The sequence below is a fragment of the Frankia sp. R43 genome, from assembly GCF_001306465.1.
Taxonomy (GTDB): Bacteria; Actinomycetota; Actinomycetes; order Frankiales; family Frankiaceae; genus Parafrankia; species Parafrankia irregularis.
On record NZ_LFCW01000015.1, the window covers coordinates 58,679 to 77,616 of the forward strand.

The following is an 18,938-nucleotide window of genomic DNA, read 5'->3' on the forward strand; positions in this document are numbered from 1 at the left end:
ACCACAGTCTGACATCGACCCGTCAGGTGTTGGTGCGGGCCACCAGACCGGCCAGCGCAGACCGGTCGATCTTGTGAAGCGGGGTGAGGGGCAGCGCGTCGACCAGGACCAGATCCTCGGGCAGCTTGTAGGTGGCCAGCTGGCCACGCAGGTGGGCGGTGAGATCGGCGAGCGTCGGCGGCCGGTCCGGGTCGCGCGCCACGACCACCGCCACCCCACGCTCACCGAGGATCTCGTCGGCCCGCGGCTGCACCGCGCACTCGGCGACCAGTGGATGGGTGCTCAGCAGCGCCTCCACCTCAGCCGGGATCACGTTGTAGCCGCCGCGGATGTACATCTCCTTCTTCCGGCCACGCAACCGGACCAGGCCCCGCCCGTCGACGAGGGCCAGATCCCCGCTGCAGACCCAGCCGTCGACCAGCGCCTCGGCGGTGGCCTGCGGGTTACGCCAATAGCCGGCCATCGCGCTCGGGGTGCGCAGCCAGAGCTCACCGACCTCACCCGTCGGCAGCGGCCGGCCGTCGTCGTCCCGGATCTCGGCCCTGATCCCCGGTCGTGGGCGGCCGACCGAGTGCATCGCCTCGTCGTCGTCGGCGTCCGGGGCGGTGCCCAGGCCGCAGCCACCGGTCTCGGTGGACGAGTACCGCACGCAGTAGGGCGCCCCGAACCGGCGCCGGGCCTCGGCGACGAGCGCCGGCGGCGAGGCAGCGGCCCCCGCGACCAGCATCTGGACCGCCGACAGGTCGAAACCGTCGAAGTCCGGATGGCGCAGCATGAGCGCCAGCTGCGGCGCGACGGCGTTGACCACCGGCACCCGCTGCGCCGCCAGCAGGGCCAGGGTCCGCCCAGCATCCCAGCGGTCCTGGAGATGGATGCGCAGGCCCCGGCGCAGATACCAGGGCAGCTTCGTCATGAAGCCGACGTGGGCGAACTGCGTGGAGCTGAGCATCGGCTCGCCGGGCGTCCCCGCCCACTCCCGGCCCGTGTCGATCAGGGCCACCGCGTCCAGCTGGGCTTCGGTGAACACCGCGGCCTTGGGCGTTCCGGTGGTGCCGGACGTGAACACGATCGCGACCGGGCGGGCCGGGTCAGCCGGCGGCGTGGCCGGAACCGGCGTACGCGCGCCGCTCCCGCGCGCCCAGCGCAGCAGTTCGTCCACCTCACCGGACTCGCTCAGCACGAGCTTCGGATCGACGGACTCGGTCAGCCGCTCCTGCTCGGGCGGTGCGAGGGCCGGGTTGACCCCGGCGGTGACGGCGCCCAGCTTCGCCGCGGCCAGGTAGGCGAGCACGTACTGGCCGCGTGACGGCAGCCGGAGCACGATCCGGTCACCGGGGCCGAGCCCGCGGGCAGCGAGGCCGGCGGCGACGCTGTCGGAGCGCTGGTCGAGGTCGGCGAAGCTGAGCCGGGCTCCGTCCGGCTCGACGAGGGCGGTGGCCGCGCCGAACCTCCGGCCGGCCTCCCGGACGGTGTCGGGCAGCCGCACCGGTGATGACGACGGCGCGGGCAGCACGGGCACCGCAGCCGCAGCCGGACCGGCCGGAACGGCTTGCCCGGACGGCACCGGGCTGTTCGCCGCGGCCGGAGTGGGGGGACCGTTCACGGGTGACGCGGGATGTCCGTCCACGGGTGAATCGTCTCCTCACAGGTGTCGCCGACGCCATCAACCGCGGTGACCCGCTGAAAGCGCCCGCCGGTGACCTATGACATCCCGGCCGGCGCGACGTCGGTCATGCTGGTTCGTCGTCCGGTCTACGAGATCGCCAGGTCGCCCGGTCGTCCAGCCATCCGGCGAGCGAGGAGGCCCGGTCGATGCCGATGGACGCGCATCTGGTCATCGGGCTCGGCTGCCTGGTCGCGGTGGCAGCCGGGTGCCTGCTGTGGGCCCGGGTCGACCGGGCTCCGGCGGTGGCGACCGCGGTGGTGCGGGCCGTCATCCAGCTCACTCTGGTCAGCCTCGCGCTACGTGGCGTGTTCGCGGCCCCACCGGCCGCCGTGGCGGCGCTGGCCGTGATGCTGACCGCCGCCGTGATCACCGCCGCGCGCAGGCTGACGGCCTTCCACCGTCCGCTGCCGGCCGTGGCCGGCTCGTGCGTGGCCGGCGCCGCGGTGACCCTGGGCATCGTGTTCGCCGTGCCGGTTCTCGACCCGTCGACCCGGCACCTGATCGCCCTGTCCGGCAGCGTCTTCGGCGGCACCATGACGGCCTGCACCCTGGTCGGCCGCCGACTGGCCGACGGGCTCGTCCGCCGCCGCGACGAGGTCGAAGGATGGCTCGCCCTCGGCGCCACCCCGCGGCAGGCCTGCGCGCAGATCGCCCGGCAGGCCGTCGGCGAGGCGCTGGTGCCCGCTCTGGACCAGACCCGCACCACCGGACTGGTGACCCTGCCCGGCGCGTTCGTCGGAGCACTGCTGGGCGGCGCGAGCCCGGCCGACGCGGCCCGCTTCCAGATCGTCATCCTGACCGGCCTGCTCACCGCTGAGACGGTCGCCGCCGTGACCCTCGCCCACCTGCTCGGAGCGCCCCGGGTACTTCCCTCCACCGGCGACAAGCGGCCCGGCCACCACAGTGATCCGTAACACTCGCGGACCGGCGAGGTGCCAATGGCCCACCTCCGCCGCGGTCCCCCACAGCATCCGCAGCGAGGTCTGTTCGGATCATTGATCCACCACACCACCGCCAGGCGCCGCACCGACCCGGTCAGCGCCCATCGCGTCCATGACCACACCGCGTTCGGTTGCGGTGTCGCCCTGATGTGTGGCCGGTGAACAGGGGCACGGTGGTTTCGGGGTCCAGGATCTCCTCGGTCACGACCGGCCTGGGCCGCATCGGATGATCCTTCTGACGGCGGTGAACGAGGTGTGTGGCCGCCGGCAGCACCGCCGTGCGGAGCACAAGCGCGTCGACGGCCAGGCCGGCGGCCATCCCGAACCCGATCATCTTGAGGGTCCGAGGTGGTTGGGCGGCGATAGCGGCGAACGTGAATATCATGATCGTGTTCATGGTGAGGATGACGTGGCCGAGGGCTGCGTGCCCACGTCGGATGTGGTCACTGCCGTGGTCACGGTCGATTCCGGACAGGTCGCGTAGCGCACCGCGGCGTCGCGAGAGGTCACGGCTTCCGCGGAGACTGCCGGGATCGGCTTGACCGGCCTCGCGAAGTCGGCCGAGCAGGGCGAGGTTCATTCCGAGGGACAGCCCGAAGACCGAGACCATGACCGGCACGAGCACGAAGGGCTCGACCGGGCTGGTGGTGACCCCGAGCATGTCGGCGAACCGCTGATCCTGGAAGAGAACCCGCAGCATGCCCGCGGCGGCCAGGACCGACAGCGTGCTGGAGGCGCCGAGAACCACGGCCAGCACGATCGAACGTGCCAGCAGAAACGTCGCCAGGGCACTGGTGGCCAGCACGATCGCCAGAAATGTCGGAAGGCTGGCACGGAAGGTGGCGGCGCCGTCGTCGAACAGGGCGGTGGGGCCACCGATGTGGGCGGTTGCCGCCGTTCCGCCCAGCAGTGGAGGGAGGGTGTCGTCGCGCAGCCTGCTGACGAGTTCGCTGGCCTGGGAGGTACGAGGGCCGGTCGTCGGCAGCACCCGGATGATCGCGGTCCCCCGGCTGTCGTCAGCCAGCGATACTTCGGCGCTCCTCACTCCGGGTACGCCTGCGATGACGGCAGCGATCCTCGAAGGTGTGACGGCGTCCCCGACGCCCGGGGCTGCGGCACGGACCCCATCGACGGCCACCAGGACCGGTCCGTTCGCCCCCGCGCCGAAGTTCTGGCTGATCAGGTCATAGGCGCGTCGTGACGTCAGCGAGGTCGTCTCGCTGCCGGCGTCACCGCCACCGACACGAAGCCCCATGCTCTGGGCGGCCAGCCCCACCAGGAGAACGCCGGCCGCGGCGGTGATGACGGCGGGATGCCGTCCGGCCTGGGCAGCCCACCACGACCGTAGCCCTGGGCGACGCCCGAGCCCGGTCCCGACGGTCGCGAGATGATGACGCTCGGCCCAGCCCAGCAGCCTCAGGCCGCCGACCACGAGCAGCGCCGGCAGCATCGTCACGATCACCAGGACGGTCACCAAGGCCGCGGCCGCTGCGGCAGACGCGACCTGCTCGAAACCGCCAGCCTGAGGCCGCCGACGACGAGCATGGCGATACTCAGCCCAAGGCCTCCGACGATCACGGCCCCACCCGACGTGGCCATGACGATCAGGACCGCCTCGACGCGGTCCTCGCCGCGCAGCAGCTCGGACTGCGTCCGGTAGACGATGACGACCGCGCCGCCCAGGCAGGTGCCGAAGGCGAGCACCGCGGCGATGACAGGCGCGAAGGACGTCAGCGCCGCCGAGCGGGCCAGCCAGGACACGACGGCGACCGCCAGCACGGCCGACGTCGCCGCCGGCACCAGGCAGACCAGGACTCCCACCCGGGACCGCAACGTCACGCCTACCAGGAGGATCGAGGCGAGCACGGCGAGGGCCAGGGGCACCGGCGAGACGTCCGCCGACTCGAGCATCGTGACGCCCGGTCCCGACATCTCGATCTGCAGTTGCGGATCATCGTAGGCGCGGGCCACCTCGAGCAGACGATGTACCGCGTCGAGATCGGGCGCGAGCGCGTCCGCTTTCATCATCACCGCGATCAGAGCGGTTCGCCGGTCGGCGGAGACGGGATCGAGGCCCAGCATCGCCCGCCCCAGCGGCCCCGCGGGGTCGCCGACCAGAGCCACACCAGGCAGCCTGGCCAGCTCGGCAACGATCACGGCCATCCGGTCCCGCACCGGAGGTTCGTCGAGGGTCCCGCGCCGCGCCCTGAGCACCAGCGTCTCGGTGTCCGGGAGTTTGCCCCCGGTGGCGGCCGCGACCCGGTCCATCGCCTGCGCGGAATCCGAGTCAGCCGGAGCCACCTCCTGGGTGTACCGAGTATCGGAGTCGCGGAGGAAAAGGGCCGACGCCAGGACGACAGCTGTCCAGCCCAGCAGAACCAGCCAGCGGCAGCGCACGAGAACGCGCACGCGGAAACGGGGCCGCGCAGAGCCGAATCCTTCGTCGTACCCGTCATACATACGAGGGTTCCGACGGCCAAAGGTCTGAGGGAAAACGTCTACAGGAACCTCCGTGGACGTCTTTCAGACATCATCTCGTCGACCGCGGTACGTCGTGACACGCAGGTCGGCCGGCGAGCAGCTGACAGCTGGTCTTCGCGGTCACCCCGCGGAGAGCGGATTGTCCGACAGGGCCCAGCCCTCGACCACTCGCGCGCCCATCGGCTCCGGGTTGTCCTTGAACTGCACGAACTCCATGGTCTTCAGCTCCGACCGCGCACCGGTCGTCTTGTCAAGAATGTAGACCGAGTACCGAATTGCGCCCCATTCACCCTCGATCAGGACGTTGTCCAGCTGTCCCAGCTCGATGTCGTACACCGCGAACAGCTGCCCCATCATGTCCTTGTATTCCTGCAGGGTCAGTCGCTCGCTGTATACGTTGTAGTGGGCATCCGGCTCGTACAGTGTGTCGCACCATTTCAGCCACGCCTCATAGCCGTGGTTCCACTGGTCGAAACCCTCCTGGAACCGCCCCCTGATACGGGTCTCGAAATCAGCACTCATTCCGGTCGTCCGCCACCTTCCGTCTCGGGAAATCCGCTCCCGTACCGCTCACCGGGTTGCGGGCTGCTCGTGGCGCTCGCGACGCTCGCGGGTGCGGTGATCGGGATGTTCCACACGATCAGCATGTTCGCGCGCCAGGCTTGCCGGTACCTGAACGTTGGTTGCGGGTTTGCTGGCGATGCCGTTGCGGTGGGCGGCTCCGGCGGATCGTCGCGGAACCAGCTCGGACGAGACCGTGGGGGCGACCGCCGCGCCCATCCTGGCCGGAAGATCGGCACTCGCGGGGGCACAGGCACGGCCAGCGATCAGCCACTGCGCCGTAGCGGCCTATCACGCCAGGTCACAACGAGCGGGCCGACCTACGCCGCCCGGCGAGCCCGTCGTCATGATGGGCGAATGGTGCCCGTTCCCGTGATGGTGGTCGAAGACGAGGAGAACGTCTCCTACGTTGTCGCCATGGCGCTGCGGCTGGCGGACTTCGAGGTGATCGAGGTCTCCACCGGGCGCGAGGCGCTACGCGTTGCCGGCGGCGACACCCCGATCGCACTCGTCATCATGGATGTGATGTTGCCCGACCTCGACGGTTTCGAGGTCTGCCGGCGGATGCGTGCCGCCGGGATGGACGTGCCCATCATCTTCCTGTCGGCTCGTGGTGACCTCGATGACCGGGTGCGGGGGCTCACTCTCGGGGGCGACGACTACCTGCCCAAGCCGTTCAGCGTCGAGGAACTCGTCGCCAGAGGCCGGGCGATCCTGCGCCGCCACGGCGCGGTCACGAAGGCATCCGTCCTGACCTGCGGCGAGCTGAGCCTCGACGAGGACGCCCACCGGGTCACCGTCGGGGGCCGGCCTGTCGTGTTGTCGCCGACCGAGTACAAGCTGCTGCATTTCCTGCTACGGAACGCGGGGCGGGTGATGACCAGGGGACAGATTCTTGACCACGTCTGGGACTTCGGCTTCGACGGTGAGTCCACGGTCGTCGAGACCTTCGTCTCGTCACTGCGGAAGAAGGTCGAAGCCTTTTCTCCGCGCCTTATTCACACCGTGCGCGGCGTGGGCTACCGGCTCAGCGATGAATGACATGGAATGACGCTCAGGCTACGGTTGGCAGTCGCCGGCGGGGTGGTGCTCGGGGTTCTCGCGATCGCCGGCTTTCTCATGATCCAGTCGGTGTGGACGGCCCAGGTCGCCCAGATCGACCAGCAGCTCACCACCGGCGCGGCCGCAGCAGTGTCCCTGGGCGAGGCGGGGCCGTTGCCCGACCTGCCGGCACCTGCCGGGCCGGCCGAGGCGCTTCCCGACGCGGTCTCGGCCATCCGGAGCGTGCAGAACGGTCTGAACTACTTCTACGTGGCGGTGCTCTCGGGCGACCGGCGCACGGTGATACTCGAGCCGGCGGTCGCTGCGGGGCAGGCACCCCAGGTGCCGGCGGGGGGAGCACGGCCGCTGACCTCGCTGCACGCGGTGACCGTGAGCTCGTCGTCCGGACCGCAACGGTGGCGAGTGGTCTTCGTCGCCGGCACCGGTGACCGGGATGTGCTGCTGGCCCAGTCGCTGGCGGGAGTGGAGGCCGCGACCGGACGGATCCGGTCAGCGATGTTCGCCGTCAGCGCGTTCGTACTGACCGTGCTGACTGCCGCCGGCTACTGGGTGGAACGGCTGGGCCTGCGTCCCATCGCCCGCGTGACGCAGGTCTCCGACGCGATCTCCACCGGTGATCGTTCGCGGCGGGTGGACACAATGGGATCACGCCGGTCGGAGGCCGGTCACCTGGCTCGCGCCTTCAACGTCATGTTGGACGAACAGCAGGAGAGCCGGGATCGCCTCCAGCGCTTCGCCGCCGACGCCTCACACGAACTACGCACGCCCGTCTCGGTGGTCCGAGGGCTCGTCGAACTGTGGGGGCAGGGGCACCTGCGTGAACGCGAAGATCTTGACGAGACGATGCGCCGGATCGGGCGGGAGGGCCGCCGGATGGCGGACCTCGTGGAGGACCTGATGCTCCTCGCGCGGCTGGACGAGAACGCAGCCGGGCAGCACGGGCAGGTCGACCTCGCCACGATGGTCCGCAACACCGAACGCGAGGTGTCGGAGCGGTATCCGTCCCGCAGGCTGCGATGCCACGTGTGCGACCCGGTCGGCGTGCCGGGGGACGAGGTGGCGCTGCGGCAGGTGCTCACCAACCTGCTGGAGAACGCGCTTGTGCACACCCCGCCCACTGCCTCGGTGTCGGTGTCGGTGCGGGCAGGCGAAGCCGGCGGCACGGCGGTTCTCCAGGTGAGCGACACCGGGCCGGGGATGAGCCCGCGGGATGCCGAGCGGGCGTTCGACCGGTTCTGGCGGGCCGACGCGAGCCGCTCCCGGCCCGGCTCGGGACTCGGCCTGCCGATCGTGGCGGCGATCGTCGCCGCCCACGACGGCAAGCTCGCCTTCGACACCTCACCGGAGCACGGAACCACCGTCCGCATCGAACTGCCCATAGCCGAAGATCTCCAGCAGACCCGCATCTAGCCCTCAAGTAAGGGCAAGCCTGGCACGGGAACATACCGGCACTCGCCAGCTGAACCGGATTCCTCCCTGTGCCCACGAGAGCGACGGGCAGAAAGGCGTCCGGCGGGACACAACCGGAGTCAGAATGTCCGACCAAGCTTCCAGCAGGTCTCCCCTGAGCCGGAAGACAACAGCGGGTCTCACCCGCCGGAAAATACTCGGAGCGGCTTTCGGGACGGCCGCCTTCGGCGCGGCCGCGGCCGGCGGGCTGACCGCGTGCTCCGACGACACACATTCGCAGAGCTCCGGCGGCGCCGGCGCCGGCGGGACCGAGGTGCGGGAGCGGGCTGTCGTCGTCGGCAGTGGCTTCGGCGGGGGTGTGACAGCACTGCGGCTGGCCGAGGCCGGCGTCCCGACGCTGGTCCTGGAACGCGGCATCCGGTGGCCGAGCGGGCCCAATTCGACGACCTTCAGCCGTTTCGCCACCGTCGACAACCGATCCTCCTGGCTGACCGACCACAGCATGCTCCGAGGTGTCGACAGGACCTGGAAGCCGTTCACCGGAGTCATCGAGACCGTCGTGGGTGACGGTATGGACATCAACTGCGGGGCCGGGGTCGGCGGCGGCTCCCTGGCCTACCACGGCATGACGTTGCAGCCGACCAGGGAGAACTTCGCCGCGTCCATGCCGACGGCAGCCGGCCTCTACGACGAGCTGAACCAGTGGGCCTACCCGACCGTTGCCAGGATGCTGGGCATCTCCACAATCCCCGACGACATCCTGAATACCGACCCCTACCGCTCGTCCCGACTGTTCCTGAAAACCGCGCCGGACGCCGGCCTACAGCCGTTCCGGGTTCCCCTGCCCGTCGACTGGAATTTCGTCCGGGGTGAGCTCACGGGCGAGTACCAGCCCACCTACACCACCAGTGACCTCGCATTCGGTGTCAACAACGGCGGCAAGCACTCCATCGACGCCACCTACCTGGCCGCCGCGGAGAAGACCGGCCGGGTGCGGGTGGAGCCGCTGCACGTCGTCCGCGACATCTCACTCGACCGGAAGAAGCGCTGGGTACTGGCCATAGACCGGATCGCCACCGACGGCACAGTCCAGGAACGGAAAAGGATCGTCGCGGACGCGGTGTTCCTCAACGCCGGCTCCGCCGGCACGACACGGCTCCTGGTCAGGGCGCGGGCCAAGAACCTCGTGCCGGACCTGCCGGACTCCATCGGTACCCAGTGGGGCAACAACGGCGACCGCATCTACGCCTGGACCGGGATGAACGGCGACATCGGAACCCAGCAGGGCGGCCCGGCCTGCGTGGGGGGCCGCGACCCGCTCAGCCCCATCCCGTTCACCTTCATCCACGCCGGGTCGCCCATGCAGATCCCCGGGGTCAAGATGATGACCGTCGTCGGATTCGGGATCGTCCAGGCGGCCGGCACCTGGACCTACGATCCAGACAAGGACGACGCCGCACTCACCTGGCCGGCATCCGCCGAGGCCGACCTGCAGAAGCTGATCGGCGAACGCATGCAGCGGCTGGCCGCAGCGGGCGGCGGAACAGTGATCGACACCGACCAGGCCGCACCGTCGACCTGGCACCCGCTGGGCGGAGTTCCCATGGGCGCCGCAGTCGACCAGTACGGCCGAATGCTCGCCCACCGCGGCCTCTACGTACTCGACGGCGCACGGATCCCCGGCTCCACCGGTGCCTGCAACCCGTCCATGACCATCGCCGCCCTGGCCGAACACAGCATGGCCACGATCATCCGCCAGGACGTCGGACAAGTTTTCTAGCGCCGCGACCGGCGGCCGCTCCCCATCCGGATTTCAGCTCGACCACGCCCACGAGCGCGGCCGGTCGTCGCTCATCCGCCAGTGATTTCCTGACGCCAGGTGTGGAAAAAGTGGCGCAGCCGGTCGGCAGCCGGCTGAGGCAGTCCCAGGTCGTCGTCGGTGAACCGGCCGATGGTTCCGATCATGTCGGCGAACACCTGCAGGTCGAAGCCGTCGTCCTGGGTCTGGGCGAGGTGGACGAGTTCATCCTTGGTGAAGACGTTCGCCAGGTCGTGCACGTCGGTGAAATCGCGTGCCTCGGCTCGGCCGAACAGGGCGAGGGTCTTGCGGGCGGCCAGGTCATGGGCGCTGAGTGTCGGGCCGAGTTCGGTGAGGGTGGGTGGTTCGTCCGGCGGGCTGTCGACGCCGAGATCCACGATCAATGCCTCATCGCCTGCCTCGACGACAGGTCTGGCGAAGCTCCCCGTGAGCATGACCCGCCGGATGGCCCAGCCCTGCGAAGCCGCCGCGCGTTCGAACGCCACTGCCGTGTCGGGGATCGATGCCGTGGGCGGGAGAGCGGTGAACAGATCGACGTCGCGGGTCTCGCGGTCGACCAGATCACGTGCGATGAGCGCGGCGCCACCCGCGACCGCGAAGCCCGCGCTTTCGGGCAGCCCGAAGAAGATCCGCGCAACTGCCCGCTGCAACGATGTGATCATCCGAAAGCGGTCCGTTCCCAGGCGCGCCGGATCTGGACGGGAAGGACAAGCTCCGGCCAGGCGTCGACGAGCAGTGCCCCGTCGATGTAAGTGAGGATGTCCTCCGCCGTCCCCTCGCGCAGGACAATCTCGTACAAGCGGTGGCGCTGCCGGCGGTCCGTAAGGTCGTAGGTCCGATCAGGGTCGGACCAGTTCAGATGGACGGGCAAACGTACTCGCGCCAAGGCCTGCCGGATCGGAAGCCGAGGCAGCCGATCCGGCACGGTGAACGGTCGTCCTCGGCTGTCCACCACGACCTCGAACGAGGGCACCGGCACCGCGTCGAGCCGGAAGCCGGCCGCCGCCAGCAGACGCGTCGCGGTCTCCAACGTCGGCGACTTCACCCCGTGCTCATAGGCCGCCAACGTCGGCCGCGACGTGCGCGCCCGCCGCGCCAGCTCGGCCCCGGACAAGCCCGCCTCCAGCCGCGCCGATTCGATCAGCCGGCCTGCCAGCGAATCCACCACTCCCCCTCCGCCACGACGACAAACGTATCCGATGAGATACGCTACTCGCCCTTCGATCCGTTCGCCGGCCCAGCCGGCGCGTGCCGCGATCGGTTCTGCTTTCGCTGCCCTCCGGGCTGTCATCGCCGTCAGCCGCTGCGCGTCAACGGACGTCACGTGGTGGCGCCGACGGTGGGAACGCGCCGGGTCGTGATGATCTCGGTGTAGTCCATGATGGTCGGGACATCGGGAAGGTGCAGGCCGGGGGGCGGTGGCGTGCCGACCAGTTCGATGGTCAGGGGCGCACCGGTGTCGGAGAAGATCACATACTCGATGCCGAGACTGAGGCTGGACTTGTCGGAGACCACGAGGCCCACCGCATGGCCGGGCCGGCCGGCGTGGTCACGGGTCGGCCCGAGGTCGAAGACGGTGGGGATCTGCGCGAGGACCTCGTAGAGCGCGGCGTTCTGTGCCGGGCTTGTCAGGCCAGTACGCAGGAACCTCAGGACCTCAACCGCGACCCAGTGGTCGACGGGGTAACCCTGCGCCAGGGCATAGGCCTTCAGCCTCGCCAGGATCTGCGCGGGGTCGGTGGGGGTCAGGGCCGGATCGTACTCGGGGGGCACCGGTGGACTGTCGGACCTGCCCTCGAACTGGTCGTCGTAGTCGGGTGTCGGCCCGCCGATGTCCGCGCCGGCGCGGTCGACCTGCTGGATGTATCGGTCGCTGTGCACCGCCCCGTCGCTGCCACGCCACAGGTCCGTGATTGTCGTACGAGCGGTGGTCGTCGACTTGTGGCCGCCGACGGCAACGTCGAGCCCGTAGCTCTGGGTGCGGACATACAGGACGGGACCACTCCCGGCCTGCGCGCTCTCCCGCTGCCGGCGGGCCGCCTCCGACAGCGCTGCCACCGCACTGTCGTGATCACCCGCGGTGACGGTGAGGAGAGGTTCCGGCAGCAGGGGCATGGCCGTGGCCTGGTCATGTGTCCGTACGACCGTGAGCCCCAGGAGCGCGCTCGCGAGCACCAGGACCGCGGCCGCCGCCGTCAGGACGCCCCGGCGGCCCCGGACCACGGCTCGACCACGTCTGCGCCCAGGCCGGTGGGACCGGGCGGACGAATCGGCGAGCAGAAGGGCCAGCAGATCCTCCCCTCGCCGCTCCTCGACGGCACTGAGGGGGTCATCCGCCACCGGGTTGGAGGCGCTCAGGAGTGCACGCACAACGACGAGATCGTCGATGTCGCCACGATCATCGCGGTCGGACATCATGACCCTTCCTTAAGAGTCATCGAAGCTGGGGCTTCGGTGACGGTCGGCGTCGAGGCAGCTTCTGCCAGGGCCGCCTCGAGACGGCGCCGGGCACGGTGCAGACGCACCTTCGCCGTGGCGGCGGAAACCGCCAGAGCAACCGACAGGCCGTGAAGATCCAGCCCCTCCCAGCCAGCGAGCTGCAGGATCTCCCGGTCCTCCGGAGAAAGCCGCTCCAACGCCTGCCAGGCCACGTCTCTGCGTACCGCCTCGTCGGCGATGTCCTCACCGGTCAGGGCGGTCGGGTCGGTGGCCAGCCCGAACCCGACCATCCGGACTTCGAGCCGCAGCCGCCGGATCCCCGCGCGGCGCTGGTTACGCACGACATTGCCGGCGATTCCGTACAGCCACGCCCGGATCTCGTCCGAGGCGGCGGGGCGTCGCTGCCAATGCCGCCAAGCCGCGAGGAAGGTCTCCGACACGACGTCCCAGGCGGCCTCGTCACTTTCAAGGCGTCGCTGCGCGAACCGCAGGACCGCCCCGCAGTGCTCCCGGAACAGCGCCTCGAACGAGGGCACGGCCAGACTGGCAGGCACAGGGACAGTCCTTCCTCGAGGCGTCATCCCCTTCATGTCCAGCACCCCCCACCCGGTTACATCCACCGTCCATCCCACCGAGATGTCGTCGGGACATCCGGGACCCCGGACGGCGCCCACCGACGCAATCACCGCCGCGACGACGAAGGACTCCCCCCTCAGCTGGCATGAGGCAGGAACGGTTTCCCCCACCGAGGGGCCACAAAGGCCGCCCGCACAGCGATGACCCGTCCGGCGGGGTGGTGCTGACTCCGACCCGTACCGGTGCGCTTCCAGGGGTGGCGCTGGGTTGGCGGACGCATCCACGGATGGCCTGTGGGGTCGTGTTCGACGGGGCGGCGCGGCCGGTGATGGCTGAGCGCACGGCGGAGGTTCTGGCCGCGATGGGGTTCACGTTGAACCGCCGCCGTAGAGCCGACACACATCGGCGATCCGGCTATCTCGAAGATCGACGGTCACATCGCTAATATCGCCGCCGGACCGCCGCAACGCGGTGTGGGTTCACCGAGAAAGATCGCGAAAACACGGCTCCGAGAGCACCTCACGGCACCCCGTCATGAACCAGCCGACGCCACGATCCGACCACCACCACGCCTGCGAGGCCAGAGGCCCGGCCCGGGGATTCCGACCCCAGCCTGCCCTGGAAGCCCACCCAACCGCCCCGGGCCAAATCCACGCCGGCCGGCCGGGGGGCTTCGGGGGTCGCCCCCCGAAAGACATCGCGGCCCGCCGCGAAGCTGACCAAAAGTCAGCGAGCACGACGGGCCGGCTCGTGGAGGTGAGGGGACTCGAACCCCTGGCCTCCTCCGTGCGAGGGAGGCGCTCTACCAGGCTGAGCTACACCCCCTGGAAGCAACTGAAGCTTACAGGACGCGGGACGAAAGTGGGTGGGCGCCCCCTCCGGTAGTTGTCTCGTCTGGTGGGTGGGCTTCTGACGGCGGTGTGCCGCCGGCGGCGAGCCCCGGCTGGTCAACGCCGGTGGCTCTGGCTGTCGCGAGCACGGAGTACGTCCGCTCGGTGAAGGCCATCGCGGGTTCGGCCGACTGGACGTCTATGGCCGGTCTGGCTGGCCTCGCTTGACGGGGTGACTGGCCCTGGGCCGGTACCAGGCGTGGGGAGGCCGCCTGGTGGCCGCTGGCGGTGGCAGTGACGGTGACGAGGCCGGCCAGCACGAGCATGGATTCGAAGATGGCGGCGGCTTCGGCGACGGCGAGCAGGCCTGCCTCGTGGCCGCGCCAGCCGCGGGACCGGGCTCCGTCGAGCACGATCCTGGTGTCGGGCCGCGGTTCGGGTCCGTCGCCGTCCCTGCCGCTGCCGCTGGGGCTGCCGCTGCCGCTGGGGCTGCCGCTGCGGCTGGGACCGGAGTCGGGTCCGGGGCCGACGAAGACCAGCCGTCCGCCGGTGGGCACTGTCCGGTCCTGTACCGGGCGGTTCTCCCACAGTTCGAGGGTTTCCTCCGGGCTCCAGGCGTCGTCGCGCAGCGGCGTCTGCCAGGCCGCGCGCCCGGGCCGGTAGACGTGGAGATGCACCCGGACGCCCCGGCAGCGGAAGTGCAGCCCGGTGCCATCGGCGGTGACGGCCTTCAGGTCGATGGGGACGGCGCTGCTACCCGGGCAGGTGACGAATCCGCGGTCCCGCAGCCGGGCGAGCCAAGATTCGAATGTCAAGACAGGAACTCTCCTCCTGCCGCTGTCCGCTCCGGCTCCGGTGGCCTGCACCAGCCGGCTCCGATCACCGGCTGGCGGTGATCGGGGCGGGCGGTGCGGCGGACCGGACTACGGGCGGATCCGACGGCACGACATCGAGACACGCAGTGACCGAACCGGAGGGCTGGTGCCATGCGGAGCAGGCGGCCATCGATGGCCGCGCGGCTCGGCGCTGGCACGTGATCACGTTTCTGGCGGTCCCGACCGGCTGTGATGACCGGTGGGCGGGTTCGGTGCGCGGATTGGCCCGATACCGAACGTGATCCGGAGGCCCCTCACGCCCTGGCCCGTCAGGCTGAGCCTGACCGGGCGACGCCGGGTGGCCGTTGTCGGCGTGGAGGCGGCGTCAGCGGGCGCGAGGGCAGGGACAACACCGCGTACAGGCAGCCGACAGCTCCGTGCGCCGGGAACCGGCGGCGGAGGCGAGCTGCGAGCGGAGTGTCACCAGGCCATTATGCACGCGGACGGCGCCGGGCGTCGGCTGCGCCCGGCTCAGGACGTCCGGCTGCGCGGCGATGCCGGGCCGCCGCGCGGGCGCTCCGGCACGCTGGCCTGGTAGTGCGGGACTTCGCGGCTGCCCGCTCGACCGCGGGATGTTGTCAGGCTCACGGCACGGGTCAGCTGCCGACCGCGTGGCGGCGCAGCAGTGTCTCCAGTTCGTCCGGGGTCTGCCCCTGGGCCTGGTCCGCCGGCGCCGCGGCGGCCGCGGCCCCGCTCGCCGCCCCCGCGCCGCTTCCGCCCGCCGCAGTACCACCGGCCGCGGCGGGCGGGATCAGACCGCCGTGGGTGCCCGGTGGATTGACCTGGACCCGCCCCGGACGCGAGGTGTTCGGGCGTGCACCGGGCCGCGGGACGGGCCGTTGCGCGCCGCCGGTGCGATACCCGGAGGAGCCGGAGCCGGCCGTTCCGGTGGCGACACCGGGCGCGGGCGCCCCTGAGCCGCTGTCGGCCGCCTCGGCGTACTGGTGACTGTTCTCGTAGCCCTGGACGTCGTGGCCCTGGACGTCGTAGCCCTGGCCTTCGCCCTGGGGCGCGTACTCGTAGTACGCGGCCTGGTCGACGTCCGCGGGCTGATCCGGGTGGCCGCCGTAGGCGACCTGCTCCGCATGCTCCGCCGGGTAGCTCGCCTGGGCCGTGTACTCAACCTGTTCGGCCTGGACGTACTCGACGTACTCGACCGGCCCCAGGTGGTCACCGTGCCCTGAGTGCTCGCCGTAGGCCGTGTAGGCGGTACGGGTCACCGTCCGACCGGTGTAGTGGATTCCAGCCGCCGGCTGCGCCACCGCGCCGTCGGCCTCGCCCTCGTAGCCGTCGGCCACGTAACCGCCAGCCGCGTGGCCGTCGGCCGCGTAACCGTCGGCGTCGTAGCGGTCGTCCTCGTAGCCGTCGGCCGGGTACTCGTCGGTGTCGTAGTCACCGGCAGAGGAGTCGCCTTCCGCGTCGTCGTCGGAGCCCTCGGGCGAACCGGCCTGGTAGGAGCCGTCTCCGGCGTGGCCGCGGCTGGCGGTGCCGGCGAGATCCACCGTGTCGGCCCGGGCGTGCGCGAGGTCCGCCTCGGTCAGATCGCCGCCGCTGTCGGTGGACAGCCGCACCGGCGCGTAGTCACCGCCGCGCGTCGCCGAGCCCGCCGACCCCGCCCTGGCCGGCGTGGCCTGCCCCACCGCTCCCGCGCCGCCGGACCAGCCCCGGATGCCGCCACGAGCCCGTGCGGCCCGGTCGGCGGCGATGCGCCGGTCCAGCTCCGCCCTGGACCGCAGCAGCCGCCGGTGAGCCTGCGCGGACCGGCGCAGGTGGGCCACATAGCCGAACGTTCCGGCGTCCACGATGAGCTGGACGACGATCCACATGCCACCGAGACTGGCCGCGAGGACGACGCTGATCGGCATCGCGACGAGCAGCACGAGCAGCCGCTGCCGGCGCAGTCGGATGAGTGCGGTGTGCTCCGCCTGCACGGCACGCACGGCCCGGTCGGCGGAGACGTTGCGCAACGCGCCGGACCGCGGCCCGAACAGGTGAGGAGCCGGCTGGGCGTCATCGAACGCGGCCGTCGCCGCCGTCGCCGCCGTCGTCGCCGTCGCCGTCGGATTCCCGGAGTCCGCGGTGGCGTGGGAATCCGCCGAGCCGCGGGAATCCGCCGAGCCGGAGGATTCCACCGAGCCGGCGCCTGCGTCCGAGCCGGCGCTTCGGTCCGAGCTGGGGCCCGATGGAACGCCTGCGCGCGAATGCGCCATCCCTGAAGCCTCCTGTGCCCCCGTCACCGGGCTCTGGGACGTGGCCCTGGTGAGCGGGTCCACCCCGCCGCGTGGCGAGACGCGCCGGGAGAGCACCCGCATTGCGGTGGAGAAACGGTCCGCGGACCGCTGCTCCACCGCCGAGTCATGGTGCCGCAGCCACATGGGGATGAGCACGAAGCCCCACACCGCGACGATCGCGAGCCAGATGATCGCACTCATTCGATCACGATCCGTGACAGCCCGAGGACGTCGTTGGGTGGCCTGACGTCGCCAACCCAGTGCGGAACGCCCACACCGGCGGAGCGCCCTTCACCATTGCCGGCGCCTTCACCGTCGCCGGTGAGAGTGGAGCCGGCCCGCACCCGCAGGTCGCGAGCCGGGCGCGGACCGGATGCGCCGGGCGCGTGCCGCGCGAGCGAGCGGACCACCGGGATGCCTCTTCTCGATGTCGTCGTTTACGATTTCGTGCCCGACGCTAGTGAGCGCAATGCGCGCGGTCACCGACCGGAACCCCGCGTGTCGCACACGTCGGCGAGGTTCACCGGATGGTCGTCCGCTGTCAATCCGAGGTGGCACCGATGTGGCCCGGGCGACGACCCCACCACCGGGCACACCGGTAGCACGATGATCACCCAACGTAAGAAGTCATGCCCGCGAGGCCTTTCCCGCCGGGGAACGGGCCGTGGACGCCTTCCACGGCCACCTCCCGGTGACCCCGAACAGGGTTGCCGCCAGTGCCCGGCGCAAGGCACCGCGACCGGGTGGAACGGTTTCAGGGGCGATTCGCGACGGTAGAGAAAACCTCAGGGGAGCCCGCCGAGCGAGACCATCCCCACCTTGGAAGGTGCGGACGAGGCTCCGCCGTGCGCCCCCTTCAGGAGTGGGCCGAACGGGCGCGGCTCCAGCGCGCCAGCAATCCGTCCGGGACGTCCTCGGTCGTCAGCGCGAAGCAGATGTGGTCGCGGTACTCGCCGTCGATCGCGAGAAACCTGCGGTGCAGGCCCTCCTCGCGGAAGCCGAGCTTCGTCAGCATCCGGCGGCTCGCCGCGTTCTCCGGGCGGACGTTCGCCTCCAGCCGATGCAGACCCACCGGCCCGAAGCAATGGTCGGTCACCAGGGCCAGCGCGGTCGGTGTGATTCCCCGGCCGGCGCGGGCGCCGTCGAGCCAGTAGCCGACCTGGGCGCTGTTGAAGGCGCCCCGCACAATCGTCGACACGGTGAGCTGGCCCGCCAGCCGCCCGTCGATCGCGATGACGAACGCGAGCGCCGCACCGGCCCTGGACTGCGCCCGCAGGCGGTGCATCATCTGCGAGTACACGCTGAAGGTCTGGTGCTCGTTCCAGGTCTCGCGCACCGATGGGGCCCCCGGCCGGGTCGCCTCCCACGGCGCGAGCCAGTCCGCGTTGCGGCTGCGCACCTCGACCCAGGCTCCGGCGTCACGAAGCCGCATGGGCCGCACGACGACGTCGCCGTGGCGCAGCACAGCCGGCCATCCGGGTGCGCTCACCCGCGACTCCCCCCGCCGCTGTCGCCGGCGTGACCGGTGCTGGCGGCGTGACCGGTGCTGGCGGCGTGATCGGTGTCGCCGCGCAGCTGGGCGAGGGCGTGCGCGACGACCGGGCCGAGCACGGCCAGCCCGTCACGGACTCCGCCGGTCGAGCCGGGCAGGTTCACGATCAGGGTCGTCGCGCGGGTGCCGGCCAGGCCCCGGGAGAGGACAGCGGTGGGCACCTTGTCCCGCCCGGCGGCCCGCAGTGCCTCGGCGAGCCCCGGCAGCTCACGTTCGAGCAGGCCCCGGGTCGCCTCCGGGGTGACGTCACGTGGCCCGAGACCGGTGCCGCCGGTGGTCACGACCAGGGCTGTGCCAGCGTCGACGGCCGCGCGGATGACGGCGGTGATCTCGTCCTGCTCATCCGGCACCACGACCGGTGCCGGCACGTCGAACCCGAGCCCGGCGAGGCCCTCGACGAGCAGCGGGCCCGACCGGTCGGTGTAGATACCGCGGTGGGCACGGTCCGAGACCGTCACGACCAGCGCCCGGGCACCCGGCGGCGGACCTGGCATG

At 71.0% G+C, this 18,938-nt stretch carries 17 protein-coding genes and 1 tRNA gene; 4 read left to right on the plus strand and 14 right to left on the minus strand.

What is annotated here, in order from left to right; all coding sequences use genetic code 11:
- Window positions 1–22: 22 nt before the first annotated feature.
- Window positions 23–1,627 carry a class I adenylate-forming enzyme family protein gene (locus ACG83_RS39660; RefSeq protein WP_054571396.1) on the minus strand — a complete coding sequence of 535 codons (1,605 nt, stop codon included), beginning with the start codon at window positions 1,625–1,627 and terminating at the stop codon, window positions 23–25.
- A gap of 185 nt (window positions 1,628–1,812) precedes the next feature.
- Between ACG83_RS39660 and ACG83_RS39665 the strand changes: the two genes are divergently transcribed.
- On the plus strand, window positions 1,813–2,580 hold the full coding sequence (locus ACG83_RS39665) for an ABC transporter permease (RefSeq protein WP_054571397.1): 768 nt from the start codon (window positions 1,813–1,815) through the stop codon (window positions 2,578–2,580).
- 121 nt (window positions 2,581–2,701) lie between these two features.
- On the opposite strand, the gene ACG83_RS39670 is transcribed toward ACG83_RS39665, so the two are convergent.
- From ACG83_RS39670 to ACG83_RS39680, 3 genes are all read right to left on the minus strand, one after another.
- Complete coding sequence (locus ACG83_RS39670; protein WP_054571398.1) at window positions 2,702–4,081, minus strand: MMPL family transporter; 1,380 nt, start codon at window positions 4,079–4,081, stop codon at window positions 2,702–2,704.
- Complete coding sequence (locus ACG83_RS39675; RefSeq protein WP_054571399.1) at window positions 4,078–5,016, minus strand: MMPL family transporter; 939 nt, start codon at window positions 5,014–5,016, stop codon at window positions 4,078–4,080. The genes ACG83_RS39670 and ACG83_RS39675 overlap by 4 nt, the downstream gene beginning before the upstream one ends.
- A 192-nt stretch (window positions 5,017–5,208) precedes the next feature.
- Window positions 5,209–5,610 carry a nuclear transport factor 2 family protein gene (locus tag ACG83_RS39680; RefSeq protein ID WP_054571400.1) on the minus strand — a complete coding sequence of 134 codons (402 nt, stop codon included), beginning with the start codon at window positions 5,608–5,610 and terminating at the stop codon, window positions 5,209–5,211.
- A gap of 396 nt (window positions 5,611–6,006) precedes the next feature.
- Here ACG83_RS39680 and ACG83_RS39685 point away from each other — a divergent pair, with 396 nt between their 5' ends.
- The 3 genes from ACG83_RS39685 to ACG83_RS39695 all read left to right on the plus strand — a co-directional run bounded on the left by ACG83_RS39685 (window position 6,007) and on the right by ACG83_RS39695 (window position 9,901).
- A complete protein-coding gene (locus tag ACG83_RS39685) occupies window positions 6,007–6,690 on the plus strand; it encodes a response regulator transcription factor (RefSeq protein ID WP_054571401.1) in 684 nt (227 codons plus the stop codon).
- A 6-nt stretch (window positions 6,691–6,696) separates the two neighbouring features.
- Complete coding sequence (locus ACG83_RS39690; protein WP_054571402.1) at window positions 6,697–8,121, plus strand: HAMP domain-containing sensor histidine kinase; 1,425 nt, start codon at window positions 6,697–6,699, stop codon at window positions 8,119–8,121.
- Window positions 8,122–8,245: 124 nt separating this feature from the next.
- Window positions 8,246–9,901 carry a GMC oxidoreductase gene (locus ACG83_RS39695; protein ID WP_054571403.1) on the plus strand — a complete coding sequence of 552 codons (1,656 nt, stop codon included), beginning with the start codon at window positions 8,246–8,248 and terminating at the stop codon, window positions 9,899–9,901.
- Between the two features lie 71 nt (window positions 9,902–9,972).
- On the opposite strand, the gene ACG83_RS39700 is transcribed toward ACG83_RS39695, so the two are convergent.
- The 10 genes from ACG83_RS39700 to ACG83_RS39745 all read right to left on the minus strand — a co-directional run bounded on the left by ACG83_RS39700 (window position 9,973) and on the right by ACG83_RS39745 (window position 18,937).
- On the minus strand, window positions 9,973–10,602 hold the full coding sequence (locus ACG83_RS39700) for a nucleotidyl transferase AbiEii/AbiGii toxin family protein (protein WP_152991656.1): 630 nt from the start codon (window positions 10,600–10,602) through the stop codon (window positions 9,973–9,975).
- On the minus strand, window positions 10,599–11,264 hold the full coding sequence (locus ACG83_RS39705; protein ID WP_235498485.1) for a helix-turn-helix transcriptional regulator: 666 nt from the start codon (window positions 11,262–11,264) through the stop codon (window positions 10,599–10,601). Before ACG83_RS39705 ends, ACG83_RS39700 begins: the two co-directional genes overlap by 4 nt.
- On the minus strand, window positions 11,261–12,358 hold the full coding sequence (locus ACG83_RS39710) for a CU044_5270 family protein (RefSeq protein WP_235498486.1): 1,098 nt from the start codon (window positions 12,356–12,358) through the stop codon (window positions 11,261–11,263). The genes ACG83_RS39705 and ACG83_RS39710 overlap by 4 nt, the downstream gene beginning before the upstream one ends.
- Window positions 12,355–12,933 carry an RNA polymerase sigma factor gene (locus ACG83_RS39715; protein WP_054571406.1) on the minus strand — a complete coding sequence of 193 codons (579 nt, stop codon included), beginning with the start codon at window positions 12,931–12,933 and terminating at the stop codon, window positions 12,355–12,357. The genes ACG83_RS39710 and ACG83_RS39715 overlap by 4 nt, the downstream gene beginning before the upstream one ends.
- Window positions 12,934–13,706: 773 nt before the next feature.
- A tRNA-Ala gene (locus ACG83_RS39720) sits at window positions 13,707–13,780 on the minus strand.
- Between the two features lie 16 nt (window positions 13,781–13,796).
- Window positions 13,797–14,600: a hypothetical protein gene (locus tag ACG83_RS47410; protein WP_054571407.1), complete on the minus strand. Its 804-nt coding sequence runs from the start codon at window positions 14,598–14,600 to the stop codon at window positions 13,797–13,799.
- A gap of 656 nt (window positions 14,601–15,256) precedes the next feature.
- Entirely contained in the window at window positions 15,257–17,092 is a 1,836-nt protein-coding gene (gene glpR / locus ACG83_RS39730) for a gephyrin-like molybdotransferase receptor GlpR (RefSeq protein ID WP_054571408.1), read from the minus strand.
- The gene (locus ACG83_RS39735; RefSeq protein WP_054571409.1) at window positions 17,089–17,301 is read right to left on the minus strand and encodes a hypothetical protein; all 213 of its coding nucleotides are present in this window, start codon (window positions 17,299–17,301) and stop codon (window positions 17,089–17,091) included. The genes glpR and ACG83_RS39735 overlap by 4 nt, the downstream gene beginning before the upstream one ends.
- 446 nt (window positions 17,302–17,747) lie before the next feature.
- Window positions 17,748–18,380, minus strand: a complete 633-nt coding sequence (locus ACG83_RS39740; protein ID WP_054571410.1) for a GNAT family N-acetyltransferase — start codon at window positions 18,378–18,380, stop codon at window positions 17,748–17,750.
- Complete coding sequence (locus tag ACG83_RS39745) at window positions 18,377–18,937, minus strand: molybdenum cofactor biosynthesis protein B (RefSeq protein ID WP_054571458.1); 561 nt, start codon at window positions 18,935–18,937, stop codon at window positions 18,377–18,379. Before ACG83_RS39745 ends, ACG83_RS39740 begins: the two co-directional genes overlap by 4 nt.
- Window position 18,938: the final 1 nt, after the last annotated feature.